Here is an 18,374-nt window from a genome sequence, read left to right as displayed (position 1 = left end):
TTTTGATTGATTGACATTTTTTGCATAATATGTCTGTTGATAGTAATTTTTTAGAATGTTATGGTAAAAAGGAAAAACATTACTGGCGAATATTCCCGATAAAAATTAAAGGAGAGATGAAATCATGGCCACTGCAAAGAAAACCTCCTACGAAACAAAACGTTACGCAAATCTGATTCCTATGAAAGAGATTCAATCTGTACAAGATCAGTTGTTTCCTTTTACTATTTATAACACTTTGCGAAAAAAACACCGGTAAGATATGACCCCATTCGAGAATGTTGGGATGTATTTCGATACGAAGATGTTCATTTCATCTTAAAAAATCCTGCATTATTTTCCTCTAATCGTGGGATCGGCGACAAAAGAAACAGTATATTGATAATGGATCCGCCCAAACATACAAAAATGAGAAATCTTATTAATAAAACGTTTACTCCCAAAGCTGTCAACGAGCTCTCTCAACGAATTCAGGACGTTACAACCTCCCTGTTGGACCAAGCAAAGGAAAAAGAAACATTGGAAATGATTCGTGATTTTGCCGCTCCGCTTCCCGTCATTATCATTGCGGAAATATTGGGAGTCCCGGCAAAAGACAGGGAACTTTTTAAAAACTATTCTGATATTCTTGTGTCTGGAGCCGAGGATGATTCGGACGAGGCCTTTAATATGATGATGAAAAGAAGACGTGAAGGAGCCAAGTTTCTGAATGACTATTTTAAAGAAATCATACAGGAGCGACAAAGAAGCCCAAAAGATGATTTAATTTCTTTATTATTGGCAGCAGAAGTGGACGGAGAAAGACTAAAGGAAGAAGAGTTGCTCAAATTCTGTATTTTATTATTAGTCGCGGGTAATGAAACGACAACGAATCTCATTGTGAATGCTGTTCGATATATGGTAGAAGATACAAATACTCAAGAAACAGTCCGAAAAAATTTTTCTTTGGTTCCCAACTTAATTGAAGAAACTCTTCGATTCTATCCTCCAATCCAAGCAATTGGACGTACTGCGACGGCAGATGTCGAAATTGGAGGCCATACGATTCGCAAGGGATCTCAAGTGATTAGCTGGGTAGCGGCAGCTAATCGGGATGAGCAAAAGTTTGAACAACCGGATCGTTTTATGCTGGAACGCCACCCAAATCCACATTTAGGTTTTGGATATGGCATCCATTTTTGTTTAGGCGCTCCTTTAGCTCGACTGGAAGCAAAAGTTGCTCTTTCTGTATTATTAACCACTTTCTCTAAACTAGAACTAGCAAAACATACAGAACTTGAGCCCATTCAAAGTCCATTTGTATTTGGCGTGAAAAGTTTCCCAATACAATTTAGTCTCTAATTTTATAGCATTTTTTATCCAGTTGTGAATCAACTTAAAAGGCCCTCTCATAAGCCGGTTTAACCGACTTATGATAGGCCCCATTTTCATTCCTCTCTACATTTTTTCTCATAAGAGGATTACTTTTGAATCAGCCCCTCCTCCTTTAAAAATTGTTCAGCCACGTCATCATAATCTTTCTTTTTCAAATCTACTTCTGCATTTAACTGCTGCATTTTTTCATTTGTGATCTTTCCTGCAAGTAAATTAATCACTTTTTCCAATTCCGGATGTTTTTTCAGTACTTCTTCGCGTATAACTGGTGCTGCATTATAAGGAGGAAATTGATGTTTATCATCTTTTAACACATATAAATGGAATGCTGGTATGCGTCCGTCAGTTGTAAAAGCATCAATAACATCTACTTTATGATTTTTTAAAGCACTATACATAATTCCCGGATCCATGGACATGGTATTTTTAAACTTAATTCCATATTTCTTTTGTAAACCAGGATATCCATCTTTTCGTTCTAAAAATTCAGGATCGGAAGCAAGAGTTAATTGGGGTGCTTTTTTCGCAAGATCCGAAATGGTTTTTACATTCCATTTTTTCGCATCCTCATTGCGAATGGTAAGTGAATACGTATTATTAAATCCAATTGGTTTTAACCAGATTAAATGATACTTTTTCTCATACTGTTGTTTTACATGATGATAGACTTCATTTGGATCTGTTGTATGGATTTTTTCTTTTAGGATGTTCATCAACCCAGTTCCAGTGTATTCAACAGCTAAATCATAATCGCCCTTTCGCATTCCTTCAAATACCGGCACCGTTCCGCTAATAAAAGACTTATATTGAACATGCAAATTGGTGCGATCTTCTATCAATTTTCCATACATATGAACCAAAATTTCTTGTTCCGTAAAATTTTTTCCCGTAATCACAATTGTATTTTCTTTTTAAATTGCAATATTAAATGCAACAAGTATTGAAAGACCAGATAACCCATGATTAAGTAGAATCGGGACACTCTGCGCGACTTGACGTGGAGTGGCGGGCATGGTAGCCTGGTTGGCCCAGCCAGTACCGTATACCTGGCTTCATGGCTGGTAGCCATGCCCGCAGAGGCTCTTTGTCAAGTTGCTAAAAACCAACCCTTTGGGTTAGCTGGCTTAAGGTTAAGAAGCTAAGCCAGCTAACTCTATTTGGAAACACTCCTCAGGTGTACGATAATTGAGGATCTTCCTTGGAAGATGGTTACACCAATTTTCAACATAGGTAATGGTTTCGTCTGCCACAGAGGAAATGGGTCTCCCCTTTGGTATGAAGCGCCTAATAAGGCCATTATGACGCTCGTTGGTTCCTCGTTCACAGGATGTGTAAGGGTGTGTAAAATAAACCTCTGTTAGATCTTTTTCAACACTAAGGCCGAGGTCAGCAAATTCAGAACCGTTATCAGCCGTAATGGTTTTAAACACTTTAGAGAACCGATTACCATAAGACACTTTCAACTGAGATATGACTTCTGAAACGGATAGACTATCCTTGGCTGTCACTCTCAAAATTATTTCTTTACGGGTTTTGCGCTCAGTAAGAGTCAATAAGGCCTGATCTTTAGTCTTCTTGCCTATAACCGTATCAATTTCCCAGTGACCAAACTCTTGGCGTTCATTGACTTCAATTGGTCGCTCATCGATACTGCGTCCTAAGATCTTCTTATTCTTCCGGTTACGTTTTTTCTTGGTGTTCAGGGTAATTTTCATAGGTAGGTCAATGTTTTTAACGCCTATAAGTCCTAGATCAATATAGTTATAAAGGGTCTTGGTGCAAACCATTTTGTCTTTGAATTTCCCATCACGTTTGGCTCTCCCACATACCGCATCAGGAGACCATTTCTTATCAAGGATCTGAGTTTCGGCATACTTAATAAACTCGATGGCATCGTCTAGTTTTAGCTTGCGGCCACAGGCTTTCCTGTTTCTCTCATAGAGAAGTTGACCTGTGTCTGGAAAATAGACATGAACAATTTTCCCGTTGCTTTTTCTTTGTGGCACTGTACCTCTTCTTAACTCACGGGAGATGGTGCTTTTGTGACAACCAACATAATCTGCAATCTCCTGTTGAGTCTTACCAGCAGCGTGTAAGGCCGCAATTTTCCCACGGTCATAAGCCGTTAAGTGTTTGAAATGCCGAGCTCCTATGGTAGAATTAGTAATTGCCATAGATAAATCCTCCGTATCGATATTGTTTTAGTCGACTTAATCATACGTGGTTTATCTATGGTTTTTCATTTTTTATGCTTGTTGCATTTGATTATACAACTAGCCATTGTATTTTCTTTTTGTTTTGATTGATAAATTCCGAACCCTGATACGGCTGCAATCACAAGGACTAGAATGGAAACAAGAGAAATTTTGGCGCCTTTCGACCATTTTTTTCTTTTTATTCCAGGTTTTGCTCGATTTTCAACTCGTTTTAATATTTGGTCAAATACAATCGCAATAATCGCTGAAGGAATAGCACCGGCTAAAATAAGAGCGGAATTATATGTTTGCAATCCTCTAAAAATGAAATCACCTAATCCGCCAGCTCCAATTAAACCTGCCATCGTCGCTACACCAATGACCAATACGGCTGCTGTACGGATTCCTCCCATGATAACACTTAGGGCGAGAGGCAATTGAACGATCCATAATACTTGTCTGCTGGTCATTCCCATTCCTATACCAGCTTCAACGATACTGCGATTTACCCCTAATATTCCTAAATACGTATTGCGAAGTATGGGAAGAAGTCCGTATATCGTCAATGCTACAATAGCGGGCGGCTTTCCGGTTCCAATAAAGGGAACTAAAAATACTAACAAAGCCAGACTTGGTATCGTTTGTATGGCCGAGGCGATGCCCATGATAGGATCGGCCAACTTTTTATGCCTTGTTAAATAGATCCCTAGTGGGACAGCAATGATAATGGCAAGCGCAATCGCCACTAGCGACAAATACATGTGCTCTAATAACAGTCTCCCAATGTCATTCCATTTGTTTACAAATACATCTGCTGTTTCTTTCCAAAGACTATTAATGCAAATCACTCTCCTTTATTCATCGCCAATTGACTGACAACATAACTGACAATGCTTGAGCGATTTATGATCCCTTTCACTTTATTTTTTTCATCTAAAACAGGTACAAATCCCGTTTTGGATTCGTTCACCATTTGCAGTGCTTTTTCTGGAGAATCGCTGGTTTTCAAAGTAGGAAAGTCCTTCTGAACGATATCAATAAGATGCAATTGTTCATCTTTATAAGCTTTTCTCATATCCCAAATATTCACGACGCCGTAATATTGATTGTATCGATCGACTATCACCAAATGGTCTACCCGTTTGTTGCGCATATATTTTAACGCTTCCGCTAATCCTCTTGTCGGATAAGCTGTAATGGGCGGAATCATCAATTCTTCTAAATCAGGTATATTAGAGGCATCTTGCAAACGTTCCTCTCCAATAAATTGGCGGACAAATTCATTGGCAGGGTGGCGTAAAATGACCTCTGGCCGATCTAATTGAACAATTTCTCCATCTTTCATGAGACAGATGCGATCCCCGATTTTGATCGCTTCATCCATGTCGTGAGTCACAAAGACAATCGTTTTTTTTAATTCTTGCTGAAGTCTGGTCAGCTCCTCTTGCAATTGTTCACGACTGATTGGATCGAGGGCGCTGAACGGTTCATCCATTAAAATCACTTCAGGATCGGCAGCCAATGCCCGTATTACACCAATTCTTTGTTGCTGCCCGCCCGATAATTCATCCGGATAACGGTCCCCCACTTCCTTAGGATCTAAACCAACCATTTCAATTAATTCATCCACTTTTTTCATGTAGCGTTTTTCGTCCCATTTTTTTAGCTTTGGAACGAGAGCTACATTTTCGCGAATGGTCATATGCGGCATTAATCCGATTTGCTGAATGACATAGCCAATATTTCTCCTCAGCTTCACCGGATTTTTCTTTGCAATGTTTTCGCCATTGATGAAAATCTCACCGCTTGTAGGCTCAATCAAACGATTCATCATTTTCATCGTCGTCGTTTTCCCGCTGCCGCTAGGACCAATCAACACAAACAATTCGTGGTCATGAACGGTCAAGTTAAGGTTTTTAATGGCGACAAAACCGTCCTCATACTTCTTTGTCACATTCTTAAATTCAATCAACAACAACACCTCCCCTTTTTCTATACCCTTCTAACAGGTAGATTAAACGACAAATTTTTTGCTGTTCCCCCATTCACGAAAACCAGTTGCTATTATTTTTCGACATTCGTATGGTCCGCATGTATGAAATTGTCATGAATCTTTTTCGAAAGAGCGCCTATTTCAAATTTTTGATCAAATCAACATCATCGAGATTGGAATTGGAGTGGTCTGAATGACAAGGGCACTTGCAATGAATAGGGGAGCCTATTTAAGACAATGAAGAATCATCACAGCGGACTTTCTTGATCGGGATTAAAAAACAAAACAGTAATAGCACCACCAGTCGCCATTTGCGGCCATTCTCCCGCTTTCATTCACTGTCCATTGTCATTTGCTTGTGGTCTGCCCATTCTTCCACCTATTTTTTGCATTTGTATGCTTCTCTTGAAGAATTGGTGCTGAGCTTGATTGATGTGCATCGAGGGAAGAAATGCAAATTGGCGCCTGTCCTTTGTTGGGACAGACTCTTTAATGATGATCGATTGTCTATTTCCAAACTTCTTATTTCAAATGCAAACATTAACCCTGATTATTCAGATTCCGAAACTACCGTAAATCTTTCATTGATATGTTGCGGATTTTCAATTTCATCTACAAGCGCAATGGCAAAATCAGCATAACTTACATAACTTTTTCCTTTGGAATTGAAAATCAAATGATCTTTTCCTTTTTGATAGCTGCCTGTTCTTTTCCCTTCATAGTCAAATTCAGCAGCCGGGCTGATAAACGTCCATTTAATAGAATCCGTTTGCTGCAAAATTTCAAGACTTTTTGCTGCGTTTTCAGCAGTAGGATAAATAAAGTCCGGGAAATCAGGAGTTTTGTATAATGGAGTGGTTTTTTCTTCATCTACATATAAGCTACCTGCGCCGCCGATCACTATTAATCTTGTATTCGGAGCGTTTTTCAAAACTTCAATCAAAGCGTTGGTTGCATCAATATAAAGATGTTCTTGTCCAATGGGTGCAGCAAATGCATTGACAACGACATCATATGCTTTCAAATCTTCTGTAGTAAGATCAAAAAGATCTTTTTCAATCACGCTCACATTTTCTTTCACTTTCGATGCATTTCTAACAATGGCTGTCACATCATGGCCTCGATTTAAAGCTTCTTTCAAAATAAGGTTCCCTGCTTTTCCAGCTGCCCCAATAATACCAATTTTCATTATATTTTCTCCTTTCAAGTCGTTTTTTGTTTTTCTTTATTCCAACGATGAAGGTCAAACTTTAGATGTAAACAATTTGGATACAACTTAATTAAAAAAATTAGCATGAATCAGCGCTAATTTTTTTCCCCAGTTCTTCCGTTAATTCCTTTAAAGTGGTTCGTGCCAGTTCTTTTTCCATGGCTAATTGGGCTTTCCTTACATGGGAACGAAAAACCGATTCCACATGCGCTCCGACTTCACAATTCGGATTAGGATGTTCGTGAAAATGAAACAGTTCATTCTGTTCTACTACCTCAACAGCATGATAAACATCCAGCAACGTAATGTCATCGACATCCTTTAAAAGATAAGTGCCACCCACACCGGGCCGCACATCAATCAATCCCGCTTTTTTTAATTTCGATTGGATTTTTCGGATGAAAGCTGGATTTGTATTCACACTGCCCGCAATTTCTTCAGAAGTAAGCATAGGATACCGATGCACCAACAACAAGATGTGCACCGCCACTGAAAAACGGCTGCTGATTCTCTTCATGATTGTCCCTCCATCGTCGTTGTAACCATTATAAATACAACATGGCGATTGTGTCAACCAATAGGTTTTTATTTCCAAATTTTAATAGAAAAGTAAACTTAAGCATTCTTAAGTAGAGTTAAGTCCAAAATAAGAAAAGAGCCATGTTGCTTCCCAATTGGTAGAATTAACAGTGAACCGTTGATTACAAGAAAGAGATTTTTTGCTTAAACCAACAGAAAAAAGTGATTTCATTTGCCGAAAAAATTTTAAAAAAACAGACGAAAATGAGCAACACTATTTCGACTGTTTCGGCAGAGGTGGGGACTCGTTCGTTTAGACGCGTTCCTGCAGGGAAAGGCTCATTAAAGCTCAATACACGTGTACTCAGCAACTCATATATACCATTTCTAATTTTCAATTGCCGAATGTCAAATATGTCCTAATGGACTAATGAAGACTTTCCCTTACTATAGAAATGACTCCATTTATTTAACAAAATGCTGCCAGTTAGCTGAATGAGCAGTAAGGCTATAAGAAATATAATTTCACTGGGTCGAAACGTAGTTAACCAGGATATACTTATCATGAAGAAAGCTAAACTTAAAATCTTTTGCATATTCCGTTGTTTTTTTAACATTTTTATCAGGTATGTCCTAAATTGAGTTGCAAGGATAATCATTAAAATAAACAATAATAGCCATTTTATATATGGGATCGATCCAATAATCATAAATGAATGATCATCAAATTGTATGTGATTAACAATGCTAATGAAAAAGCCGAACACTGCTACTTGATATAAGATTGCTCCTATCGCGATGGTTTGGTTGACATTTTTATAATTTCTGCGTAAATTTTGCAAGTCTAGAAAATATTTTTCACAGTAATATTGTTCATGTGGACGGCAGCAGTTTTCATGCTCTTGTTGAATGATTCGAAAAGATTCTGTCATCTTTTTTATAGACTTTTGAAGGCTATATAAATATAAAGAAGCAGGTAAAAGTACAATAGAAGTGCATAAAGCTAGTGATAAAATTATTAAATAATCATTCTTCAAAAACTGAAAATAGAAAGCTACCATTTTAACCGCATGTTGAATTAATCCAATATATTCTAATAACATATACAAAAACATCAGGGACGCAATGACTATAAGGGTCTCTTTCTTTATTTTCAAACTTTACCACCTCTATGTATATGAGATATAAACTTTTTTCGCTTCAATAAAAAAGTGCATCAGTCGTAAAAAATCATCATCCCGCATGTTTTCAACGATTTGATATACCTTTAAAAGAGAGCAATCATAGTACGCATAGTCAGAAATCCAATCAAATAGCTTTCGTAAATAATCACTCTCATAAATAATTTTATTTAAGAAAACTTCTTTTCCATAGGAAAGCCATTGAGATACCTTTTTCCTGTCATTCAGAATATTAGCATTCCATGCTTCAAACAATATTTCTGACTTCTCGCCTTGTAAATCCAATATTATAAAACTTACATCTTCAGTAAAATGGGTATGCATTGCTAGATTTTGAAGAAATATTTTGTTAGATTTCTGCAGCTCCTGAATAAAGGGAGAACCTATGTGGAATAAAGCCCGCAAAAAAATTTCCCAGTATACCTTCTGTTTTAACAATAGTTCATTGTCTTTGGAACGGGGCAGTAGAACTCCTATCATAAATCCCGAGATTCCTATGTTGCTTTTATAATTTTGAAAAACATCCTTTGAAAGCAAGTCGCAATGGGGTTCCAAATGTCTGCTTAAGCTGCAATGCTCCTGATTATTTTCATAGCTTTCAAGTTTATGAGAAATTATATCATCTAACTCTTCTCTTCCGCCTATTATAAATAATTTCATATTTTTCGGTTGATAAAATGTTTGATAAGCAGTTTTTAATTCTTTCGTTGTCAGCGAATCTATATCACTGTGATTACCCGCCGGGTATATACTTACAGGGGATCCATTGCACAATAAGTGCAGCATTCTATAATGTTTGTCTACCCATTGATCCATTTTGGCTGTGTCGATTTCATTCTTTATAACTCGCTTTTCCTGCTCAACTATTGCATCATTCAGTTGGTGCTGGTTTAAAATCGAAAACAATTCCTCTAAATTTTCAGAAACAAACTCAGGCCTTGTATTGAACATGAAATTTGTATCTGTATATGTGGTAAATGCATTTAAAATTGCATTTCTTTTAAAGAAATCCTCATACACATTATGATTGCCTTTCCAAAACATTAGATGTTCAAGAAAATGGGCTGTACCATAAGGTAAATATTGGATATTATTCTGCGATTTTAGCATATAATCTCTGCTTCCAAAGTTCACTTGAATGTTAACCAATCTCATATATGAATTCGGATATTTTATTCGATAGATAGTCAATTTGTTTCTTAAAAACGCTTTTTCTGTCATAGACTCTAATTTATGAAAAAAATCAAATTTCCCCAATTTTACTCCCCCTTAAAACATGTGCACCAATGTATTCCACATTATCACAAAAAAAATTGGATAAGCTTTCACATGTAATTTTTGAGAGTTCTAGTTCAATATCATCTAGTGAAACAGCGAATGTTTTTATCATATTTAAATAGGACACTGTCCCTTCAGGTGTATCAAGCAAATAAAAGACTTCATTCTTAAAAAACTGTTTTGTCTTTTCTAAGTAGGCAGAATCGATTTCAAATCTTAATATATTTTCTATCATTTCATCTACTGTTTGTTTTTCGTATTTACAAGGTACGCAGACAGAGACAAGTAGGACGTTGCACATCATATCGTAACGACTTATAACATGATAAGGTGCTATATTTTTTTTCCTTAATCTTTCAAATAATTTGGAATGACCATATTTACCAAGCATCCCGTCAATTAATTGCATGTTTAAATAATCTTGAAAACATTCTATATTGACACAAGAAAATCCTAACGTAATAATCGTCTGGTTGATAGAATCTTTTCGAACCTCAGTTTCGTAAAAATTGCTATTGACTATTACTGGTTTAGAATGAAGAAATCTGTCTTCTTTTTGAAATGTCGATCCATTTAAACGGAGATTCCCCAAAATAAAAATATGTTTGTCTTGTTGTTGGAGAAAATCCAGATATTCCTCTGCTTTTCGCAAAAAAGAGAAATCAAGATTTTGATAAATATCTATGTTACCGAAAACATCTGTTCCGTACCTTTTATTTTGAAAGGCAGTTTCCAAAAGACGAGCCGTAGAATATGCGAACGGATTTGCAAATTGTCTTTGGATTTTTGCAATTAGATCTTGCTTAGCTTTTCTCATTAAATCCTCTGTTAAATCCTTCGTATGAATCAAAACATTAACAAGTTCATCAACAATGTTTTCTAAATCTTGATCATAACAGTCAGAATACTTAGGATGAATGATTCTTGTTCCATATGTTTTAAGCTGATTATTAAAAAAAAGGCTTGTCGAGCAAACAAATCGTTCAGCAACATCAAAACCAAACTTTTCAACCAGTATTTTCTTTTTCAAGGAACTAAACCAATAAAAAAATAGAGTATTTTCTTCAAACTTTACTGAGTCCTGAAGCTTATCATAGAAATAGACTGCAATAGACACAGTTGAAAATTTTTTTGTCGGAAACAAACTGATTTTCCACTCTTTATCTAATTGTATCTTATCCAATAAAATCACCTTCTTGCTTGTTTAGCATATACCAAATGAATATCGTCAGGATCGGGATGGATATTAGAGAAAAAAAAGTTCCAACTATTGCTGGCAAAAACAGAGGGAAACAATAAAAATACGACCGGTATTTCTTAAAGTCACTCCATAATTTTTGTTCTGTCTCCCAATCGAAATTTGGTCTATATTCATCTGCTTTTAGACGGATAAATGCTCCCGCTAGAAGCAATTCTACACATTGAGCTATACTCCAAAATGAATTAAGTGTTTTAAATAATATGGAAAAAACTAAGATAATTGAAACATATCCAGTCAGCAGCAATCCTATGTAGAAAGCATATTTCTGCCAAAATAGTGACCATTTCTTAATAGGCAATGCTAATAATAGTTTTCTATTATGTTTTTCAATCGAATAAAGCAATGCAATTGGTGAACAGGTTAACAATAATGCAACAGCAATGAAAAAAACCGTAGCCGATCCAACCATTTTTAATTTCATTAGGTTATAGGAGAAGAAAACAATAAAAGCAACCATTACGACATAGTTTAAAATCATTGCTTTAGATGAAAGAAATCTGTTCCATTCCCTTTTATAAAAGGAAAATTCGATATGTCGTGATTTTGAATTTTTATCAGACTGGTTGGAAACCTGCAAGAATTTTGGAAAATCTACAACGATCACCCAGCCTATATGGATGATGCATACCAATATATACAATATTGGCAAACGGTACATGGAGCAAAACACAAGCAGCAGAGCTGCAATATGAGAGAACATATACAGTGTTTGTTTTCTATTCAACAAATTTCCTAATGCAATGCCAATCACAATAGAATATATGGTTAAAAACAAAAATTTGCATAACCAAACCAATAAATCGTTTGCAGATAGATGGTGGTCAACAAATAAAACAATAGGGAGTATAATGAAAAACAATGTTCTTCTTAAACACATATCAATATAAAGAAAAAGTATTTGCGAAGTCCAAAAAACACGTGGCCGAATAGGCATGATGCAAATGACATCCATAAATTTTTCTTTCCACTGCGTATTTACAGATAGAGAAGTGATATATACGTTTATAAAAAGAAGAGCTCCCACAATATAACCTTTTAATAAAATACTTTCGTTTAAATGCGCCTGTTTGATTAAACCAATTTCAAATAGAACAAGAATGCCAAGACCAATTATTGTTTGGATGAAATCTTTTCTCTTATATTTTCCATAGTACTGTTTAATGAATAAATGAAAGATGAGCAAGAAATCAGTCATTTCGGATTACCTCAAAAAATTCCTTATGTAAATCTAAATTTTCATTTATTTTTACTACAGAAAGGATTTTCTTATTATGCAAAATAATTGCATAGTCACAAAACCTCTTTACGATTTCAAGAAGATGGGATGAAAAGAGAATAGTTCCTCCATTCTTACAATACTTTTTCATTTTTTGATGAAATACTTCTATGGACTCTACATCTAAACCGACAAGTGGTTCATCGAGAATAAAAAGAGGAACTCTCAGCAACAGACCTGTTATTAGAACAACCTTTTGTCGATTTCCAAGCGATAATTCAGAAATACGTCGGCTAACATATTTCGTAAAATGAAACTCTTCAGCTAATTGAAGAAATTCTTCTTCTTTATATATTTTTTGATAAAGCTTATGAACGAATTTAACATATTCACGAGCAGACATCTCTGTGAACAGCATTGGATAATCAGCGGCAAAATATCGTTTTTTTTTAGATTCATGCCATTGATGTAATTTTGCATCAGGCTCCACTTTTATATCATCCATTTTAAAAAAGCCACTAAAAGAACGATTTATTCCGGTTAAAGTATTTAACAAAGTTGTTTTTCCAGCGCCATTGACTCCTAGCAATCCGTAAACATACCCCTGCTTCAAAGAAAGATTGATATCCTCCAAAACAAAGTTGTTTTTTTCATACCATACGGATAGATGTTGAATGTCTAAAATAGGATTCATCGTTTCACATCCTTTGTTGCTCGAACGACAAACACAATGGCTATGATTAGAGAGAAAACGGCTAAACCCCAATTACCTTTTACGAAATAAGTAATAGCTGCCGCAAAAAAGATCAATGAAATAATATATTGAAATACCCTCCGTTGACTTCCGCGATTTTGTCGATTTTCTGACATGAAAAACCCTCCTAAACAAGCTGGAGAATATCCTCCAGATTCTCATTTTTTGCCCAAGAACAAGTATTTGTACGATGATGTTTGTTAGCATTTAATCCTTTCAAATAGCAGCCTCCACAATATCCATTAAAAGGACAGCCTTTCTTACAATGTTCACTAAATTTGGGAGACTGTAATTTCCATAATTTGTGGACAATTGGCGATTTAAATATATTTTCATATGAATCTGTTAAAATATTTCCTAAAGAGAATGTTTTCGGAAATAAGGCACATGGCCGAACATTGCCATATGGATCTACCACTATAGAACGCCATCCAGCTCCACAATTACTTACCCTTTTTCTTTCATATGGAATAATCGGAATTAAATCTTTGAATTCTTCAAGTAGTTCCTTTTCATAGGATAAGAACTTTTGATATACATTTGCGTTCACAGTGGGAAGTTCTATATTTTTTCCTCTACCAAAATCATTCACCCAATTATAAGTAAATAACTTAGCTCCCAGTTCTTTTACTAAACTGGCCATTTCACGTATTTCCCACATATTATCTTCAAAAACAGACATAGCAACTCGAACAAAAATGCCATTATCGCTGAGTAACTTAATCGTTTTACAAGTCTGTTCAAAGGCATGCTTTTTTCCCCTGAAACGATTATGTACTTCCGGCCGGACACTATCTAAGGAAATGCCCACAATGATCTTATGTTTATATTTTATTAAAAGATCTGCACTTTCTTTCCTTAATAATGTTCCATTTGTTAAGATCGCTACCTTTTTAAATTTGTTTAATGCATATGCTAGAATCTCGTTTGCTTTTGGATGGACAAATACTTCCCCACCGGTAATTTCACAGGTTAGTACACCGTTTTTATATAACATATCTGTAACTTTCTTAAATTTTTCTAAAGAAATTGTCCCTTGTGCTTGAGGGGAACTTTCTAGATAACAATGTTCACATTTTAAATTACATTTGTGTGTTAGTTCAAATGTAGCATGTAATGGCATTGGATATTCATTGCTTCCGCTTACTTGTATAAGTTTGTATTTAGCCTGATCCATTATTTTTATAACTTGCTTTTTCAAAAGCATATGGATCATATCATAATACCATCCCTCATGGTCATGTATATTTTCATTGTATTTATCACATTGTGCTTGTAAGATTTCTTCAATCGTTTTGGTGCCATCCATACGCATGCAAATCTCATAAGCAGTTTGATTTAAATCTAGATACTCAAAATCCGAAGCGGAAACATCTTCTCTTAAATAATCGATTTCAAGAACACCGCCTGATGGTAGTTTATGAATTCTTATATGATCCCCTATATAGGGATATTTATTTTTTAAGGCCATTTCCATCCCTCCTTATAAAAAATTTATTTTTATATTCTGTATTGTACAATTTACAAGGGGGGCGTCCCAATGATGTCTGAGCCTTAACAAATGCATGAACTGGTAAATTAAATATTTTATTCATTGTGAAGGCTTGACACCTATTTGGAACAATCCCCTAAAATTTTACCCCACAAGCCCGAAAGTACCAGAAATAGCAGCAACCTCAAAATCAGGTACCGGTCCATCAGCTAGACATAATGCACCAATGGAACATGCTGAGCATCCTTTGTTCTCTACAATTACTCCCCTTTTCATAACACATTTCCTCCTTTTGTTATATTAGTTAATTTCAGTAATACCCGGGTACAATTTAATGGTAAATTACCAAAATTGTTAATTCAATATAATAATTTGAAAAATCTGTTAATGATGTTTGACTTTTCTGTTAACAACGTATTGATGATGCAAAAAATAATAAAATGTATTCATATCAAGCGGGATAGAACAGACTGGTAGAGTTAAATTGTTACATAAGTGACAACTATACGAAAGGGAGCAAGTGCTAAAGAAGAGGTATTGTGAAAATGGCAAAGTATTCAAAAACATGGAGAAAATCATTTTTGTCTAGAGAATTGCTTGACACAAAAGGAAAAAGAAACAACACAAAAATAGCTTCCACTTTTGTACGAAATATCTCAACAACCAGGATTTTATTAACGAATACACAAAGTAATAGGGTTTCATAATGATTCCGATTGGTCTCGAACCAGCAGCCCCACCCTGTCATGGCTAATAATCTACGATTGATAATGAACAAGTAGGTTAAAATCCAAGGTTTCCATTTTTCAATATAATAGTTTCTGTTCAAAAATGAAGATTGTTAATTGTTTTCATCAACAATCCCGTCAAAACTGAAAGATGGAATATAATTCTAGTAATTACTTTATTATACCATAAATGAGATGTATAATAATTACAATACTGTAACTATTTGTAGGATAGGGATCCTAAAATGAGCAAAAAGAGATAATACTATAGCGATGCCATAATTGCCCTTATACTTGTCGCAATCCTTTGTCTAGTCATTTTATCAATACCGGTTTCAATCTTTTTCTTTGGTTTGAAATTTTTAAATTCCCTTCCTGAAGTGAACATTGAAAATGGAGGATTCATAAAAAATTTATGGTTCACCCTGAATTTTATCGGTTATGTGACCGCGTTTTTTCTCGTTGCAGAACTATTGTCTAAAAATTTAAATGAAATTAAAAATAAGTTCTTATCTACAGTTGTTAAATATGCTTTCACATTCACTTTATGTTGGTTATTTGCCGCTATTTACACACTGTTCTCCGAGAAGTTGTCAGCAAGCAATCTAGGCGTCTTGTACATAGCCATATTCTAATTCGCACTTGGGATAATAGTGGAAATACTATACTTCTTTGTTTACCAGTTACCTAATAAAAAAGAAAAGTAATTAAATCTATTATGAAAAAAGAACTGACCGTAATTTAGGTCAATTCTTTTTGTTCATTAAAAAATCAACACTTATAAACTTAGATTACTTTTAATCCAGATCATAATATTGAATGAATGAAAGGCTCTAATGTCAATCCGTTGGGTGCACTATCGAGCGCCCTCTTTTTTGTAGTTGACTGGATGACATAAAGCTTTTCAAGGTGCAGCTTCGGGCTGTCGGGCTGAATAAATCAGCTTTTATTTTTGATAAAGCCGTATTAAATGATCTTGTGGATTTTTACAAACAAAATCACAGCCATCAACGCTTACGGCGAATAATAAAACCATTATCAACCTTATCAAAACCAACTTTTGGATAATAATCCATTGCACTTGGTGCCGATAACAGGATGAGGGCGACCTCTTCACCGATAATTTTCCTTATCCTCTCTATGAGTTCCTTGCCAATCCCTCTTTTTTGATAATCTTTATCGACAGCCAAATCAGAGAGGTAGCAACAATAACTGAAATCCGTTAATGCGCGGGCTATTCCAACCAATCTATTATGGTCCCAAGCCGTCAGAATAAGATTGGCGTGATCCAACATCTTCTGAATCCGCTCTTTTTGGCCAATCGGGCGAGTGATGCCACTATTCCTAAATACTTGTATAACGTCTTCCGCTTTTACCGGTTCATTGTATTTATAAACTATTTCCATTTAAATATACCCCCTTAGACAGCATTATACGGAATATTCAAGCAGTTAGAATCAAGCCGATTTTTCATTATACCTTTCTTTTGTTGTATTATTTTTTTCAAGCTGCGATCAATACTGATTGCAAAATCCTTTTCTTGCCCACTAGTTACATCGTTAAGTTACCTATTAACCCCTTCTTCTGTCATCAATTGACTTCTGTCGACTAAACCAATCAAGGTACTTGAAAAAACGAAAGGAAGCCTCCATTTGCTAAAATGGATGCTTCCTCAGAGTGTAGACAAAAGGCATCCGAATGTGCGCTTTCGGATGCCTTTTGTCACTTTTATGCTTTCAAATGTTTGGAATAGACCCCTCCAGGGGTCTATTTTATGTTATTGCTGGACTTTTCCATGTCCAGCAAGCCATCTTTTTCAAATTCATTGCAGCAAAAGTTAGCATCGCCTGCATGGACAATTTTTTTAGACCTCTTAAGGTTGTCCAACGCATACCATGCTTTTCCTTTGCATCAGCAAAAACACGTTCAATGGTTTCTTTCCGTCTTGCATAAATGCTCTTATTCTCTTGTGTATGCCGAAGATGATCAGCTTCCTCTAAATAAAATTCCCATACATGTCGCTGAATCAGTTTTTTATGCTCCTTACTTTGGGTGCACTTCGAAAGGAATGGACAATCTTTACACTGGACTGGATCAGAAAAATATTGACGATAGCCTTCCTTCGTCGTAGTTGCATATTTTAACACTTGTCCTTGCGGACAAAGATAACAATCGTAGTATTCATCGTAAACATACTCATGTTTTTTGAAATAACCATCCTTTGTACGAGGGCGAGTATAAGGTAAAGCAGGGGTCATATCATTTTCAAATATGTATTGGGCAACGGCGGGAGTTTTATATCCAGCGTCAGCAGCAACTACAACCGGTTTTCCATGTTTTTCTATGACTTTTTCAAGAAGTGGCTCCAATACGGAACTGTCATGAATATTCCCTGGCGTTACAATAGCCCCCAAAACAAAGCCATTTCGATCCGCAGCAGCATGGAATGAGTAAGCAAACTGTTTTGTTCGCTCGTCTTTTACGTAGTAACCACTTTCCGGATCAGTGGTACTTTCTTTTATTTCTTTATATTCTTCTTTCCCAAATTTATCTGGAGGAAATGGCTTTTTTCCATGTGCTTCTCGATCAGCATTTATCTCATCTTGTAGACGTGCTTGATAGGCTTTCGTTTCTTTTCGAACCACTTTCTTCACAAATTTATGCTTATTCGCACTCGCTTTGACATGAGTAGAATCAATAAAGACATGCTCACTGCTTATCAGCTTCTTATCTGCAGCTTCTTTCAAAATGCGATAGAATATCTGTTCAAATAAGTCTGTATCCTTAAAGCGTCGCTCGTAGTTTTTCCCAAACGTTGAAAAGTGAGGTACCTTATCATAAAAACCAAATCCAAGAAACCAACGGTAAGCCAGATTCGTTTCGATTTCCTCTATAGTTTTTCGCATGGAACGAATACCGAAGGTATATTGGATGAAAGCCATTTTAATCAATACAACTGGATCAATACTTGGTCGACCTCTTTCCGATGAATACATGTCTTGAACAAGCGAATAGATAAATGAAAAATCAATAGCAGCGTCGATTTTACGAACCAAATGATCTGCAGGTACAAGTTGGTCTAAAGCTATCATTTCTATTTGATCACGATTCATCTGTGTATTTTTTGTTAGCACTTCATCCACCTCAATTCATTACGGTATCTTAATTATACA

General features: G+C 35.7%; 15 protein-coding genes and 1 pseudogene. 1 reads left to right on the top strand and 15 read right to left on the bottom strand.

All coding sequences use genetic code 11. The annotated features are described in order from the left end of the window. The first annotated feature begins 124 nt into the window (after window positions 1–124). A pseudogene (locus NST12_RS05035) lies at window positions 125–1,341 on the top strand (cytochrome P450). Window positions 1,342–1,460: 119 nt separating this feature from the next. Here the strand turns inward: NST12_RS05035 and NST12_RS05030 are convergent. The 15 genes from NST12_RS05030 to NST12_RS04955 all read right to left on the bottom strand — a co-directional run bounded on the left by NST12_RS05030 (window position 1,461) and on the right by NST12_RS04955 (window position 18,335). Next, entirely contained in the window at window positions 1,461–2,270 is an 810-nt protein-coding gene (locus NST12_RS05030) for a glycine betaine ABC transporter substrate-binding protein (protein WP_341100465.1), read from the bottom strand. 234 nt (window positions 2,271–2,504) lie between these two features. Continuing rightward, complete coding sequence (locus NST12_RS05025; protein WP_048622401.1) at window positions 2,505–3,548, bottom strand: IS30 family transposase; 1,044 nt, start codon at window positions 3,546–3,548, stop codon at window positions 2,505–2,507. A gap of 65 nt (window positions 3,549–3,613) precedes the next feature. Further along, on the bottom strand, window positions 3,614–4,417 hold the full coding sequence (locus NST12_RS05020; RefSeq protein ID WP_341100463.1) for an ABC transporter permease: 804 nt from the start codon (window positions 4,415–4,417) through the stop codon (window positions 3,614–3,616). After that, entirely contained in the window at window positions 4,414–5,541 is a 1,128-nt protein-coding gene (locus NST12_RS05015; protein ID WP_003354191.1) for an ABC transporter ATP-binding protein, read from the bottom strand. The genes NST12_RS05020 and NST12_RS05015 overlap by 4 nt, the downstream gene beginning before the upstream one ends. Before the next feature lie 571 nt (window positions 5,542–6,112). Beyond that, window positions 6,113–6,751 carry an NAD(P)-dependent oxidoreductase gene (locus tag NST12_RS05010; protein WP_048624403.1) on the bottom strand — a complete coding sequence of 213 codons (639 nt, stop codon included), beginning with the start codon at window positions 6,749–6,751 and terminating at the stop codon, window positions 6,113–6,115. Window positions 6,752–6,851: 100 nt separating this feature from the next. After that, window positions 6,852–7,289 (bottom strand): Rrf2 family transcriptional regulator, encoded by a 438-nt coding sequence (locus tag NST12_RS05005; RefSeq protein WP_048622943.1) that lies wholly within the window; start codon window positions 7,287–7,289, stop codon window positions 6,852–6,854. Window positions 7,290–8,460: 1,171 nt separating this feature from the next. Continuing rightward, complete coding sequence (locus tag NST12_RS04995) at window positions 8,461–9,729, bottom strand: insulinase family protein (RefSeq protein ID WP_328203343.1); 1,269 nt, start codon at window positions 9,727–9,729, stop codon at window positions 8,461–8,463. Beyond that, entirely contained in the window at window positions 9,716–10,933 is a 1,218-nt protein-coding gene (locus tag NST12_RS04990; RefSeq protein WP_328203340.1) for an insulinase family protein, read from the bottom strand. The genes NST12_RS04995 and NST12_RS04990 overlap by 14 nt, the downstream gene beginning before the upstream one ends. Next, entirely contained in the window at window positions 10,926–12,206 is a 1,281-nt protein-coding gene (locus NST12_RS04985) for a bacteriocin biosynthesis protein AlbD (protein WP_341100458.1), read from the bottom strand. Before NST12_RS04985 ends, NST12_RS04990 begins: the two co-directional genes overlap by 8 nt. Further along, window positions 12,199–12,921: an ATP-binding cassette domain-containing protein gene (locus tag NST12_RS04980; RefSeq protein ID WP_048622938.1), complete on the bottom strand. Its 723-nt coding sequence runs from the start codon at window positions 12,919–12,921 to the stop codon at window positions 12,199–12,201. The genes NST12_RS04985 and NST12_RS04980 overlap by 8 nt, the downstream gene beginning before the upstream one ends. Then, the gene (locus tag NST12_RS04975) at window positions 12,918–13,097 is read right to left on the bottom strand and encodes a hypothetical protein (protein WP_048622937.1); all 180 of its coding nucleotides are present in this window, start codon (window positions 13,095–13,097) and stop codon (window positions 12,918–12,920) included. The genes NST12_RS04980 and NST12_RS04975 overlap by 4 nt, the downstream gene beginning before the upstream one ends. 11 nt (window positions 13,098–13,108) lie before the next feature. Next, on the bottom strand, window positions 13,109–14,452 hold the full coding sequence (locus tag NST12_RS04970; protein ID WP_048622936.1) for a subtilosin maturase AlbA: 1,344 nt from the start codon (window positions 14,450–14,452) through the stop codon (window positions 13,109–13,111). 165 nt (window positions 14,453–14,617) lie between these two features. Next, a complete protein-coding gene (locus tag NST12_RS04965; RefSeq protein ID WP_048622935.1) occupies window positions 14,618–14,749 on the bottom strand; it encodes a subtilosin A family bacteriocin in 132 nt (43 codons plus the stop codon). Window positions 14,750–16,208: 1,459 nt separating this feature from the next. Next, window positions 16,209–16,607: a GNAT family N-acetyltransferase gene (locus NST12_RS04960; RefSeq protein ID WP_003354187.1), complete on the bottom strand. Its 399-nt coding sequence runs from the start codon at window positions 16,605–16,607 to the stop codon at window positions 16,209–16,211. 366 nt (window positions 16,608–16,973) lie between these two features. Beyond that, the gene (locus tag NST12_RS04955) at window positions 16,974–18,335 is read right to left on the bottom strand and encodes an IS1182 family transposase (protein WP_003354354.1); all 1,362 of its coding nucleotides are present in this window, start codon (window positions 18,333–18,335) and stop codon (window positions 16,974–16,976) included. Between the last annotated feature and the right edge of the window lie 39 nt (window positions 18,336–18,374).

Source organism: Bacillus sp. FSL W8-1127 (genome assembly GCF_038006725.1).
Lineage (GTDB): Bacteria > Bacillota > Bacilli > Bacillales > DSM-4216 > Bacillus_O > Bacillus_O smithii.
This window is presented reverse-complemented; position numbering and strand designations above follow the sequence as displayed.

Excerpts from the sequence above, each read along its gene's own strand:
- NST12_RS05025 (WP_048622401.1), bottom strand. The coding sequence starts at position 3,548 with ATGGCAATTACTAATTCTACCATAGGAGCTCGGCATTTCAAACACTTA.
- NST12_RS05010 (WP_048624403.1), bottom strand. The coding sequence starts at position 6,751 with ATGAAAATTGGTATTATTGGGGCAGCTGGAAAAGCAGGGAACCTTATT.
- NST12_RS05005 (WP_048622943.1), bottom strand. The coding sequence starts at position 7,289 with ATGAAGAGAATCAGCAGCCGTTTTTCAGTGGCGGTGCACATCTTGTTG.
- NST12_RS04985 (WP_341100458.1), bottom strand. The coding sequence starts at position 12,206 with ATGACTGATTTCTTGCTCATCTTTCATTTATTCATTAAACAGTACTAT.
- NST12_RS04980 (WP_048622938.1), bottom strand. The coding sequence starts at position 12,921 with ATGAATCCTATTTTAGACATTCAACATCTATCCGTATGGTATGAAAAA.
- NST12_RS04975 (WP_048622937.1), bottom strand. The coding sequence starts at position 13,097 with ATGTCAGAAAATCGACAAAATCGCGGAAGTCAACGGAGGGTATTTCAA.
- NST12_RS04970 (WP_048622936.1), bottom strand. The coding sequence starts at position 14,452 with ATGGCCTTAAAAAATAAATATCCCTATATAGGGGATCATATAAGAATT.
- NST12_RS04965 (WP_048622935.1), bottom strand. The coding sequence starts at position 14,749 with ATGAAAAGGGGAGTAATTGTAGAGAACAAAGGATGCTCAGCATGTTCC.
- NST12_RS04960 (WP_003354187.1), bottom strand. The coding sequence starts at position 16,607 with ATGGAAATAGTTTATAAATACAATGAACCGGTAAAAGCGGAAGACGTT.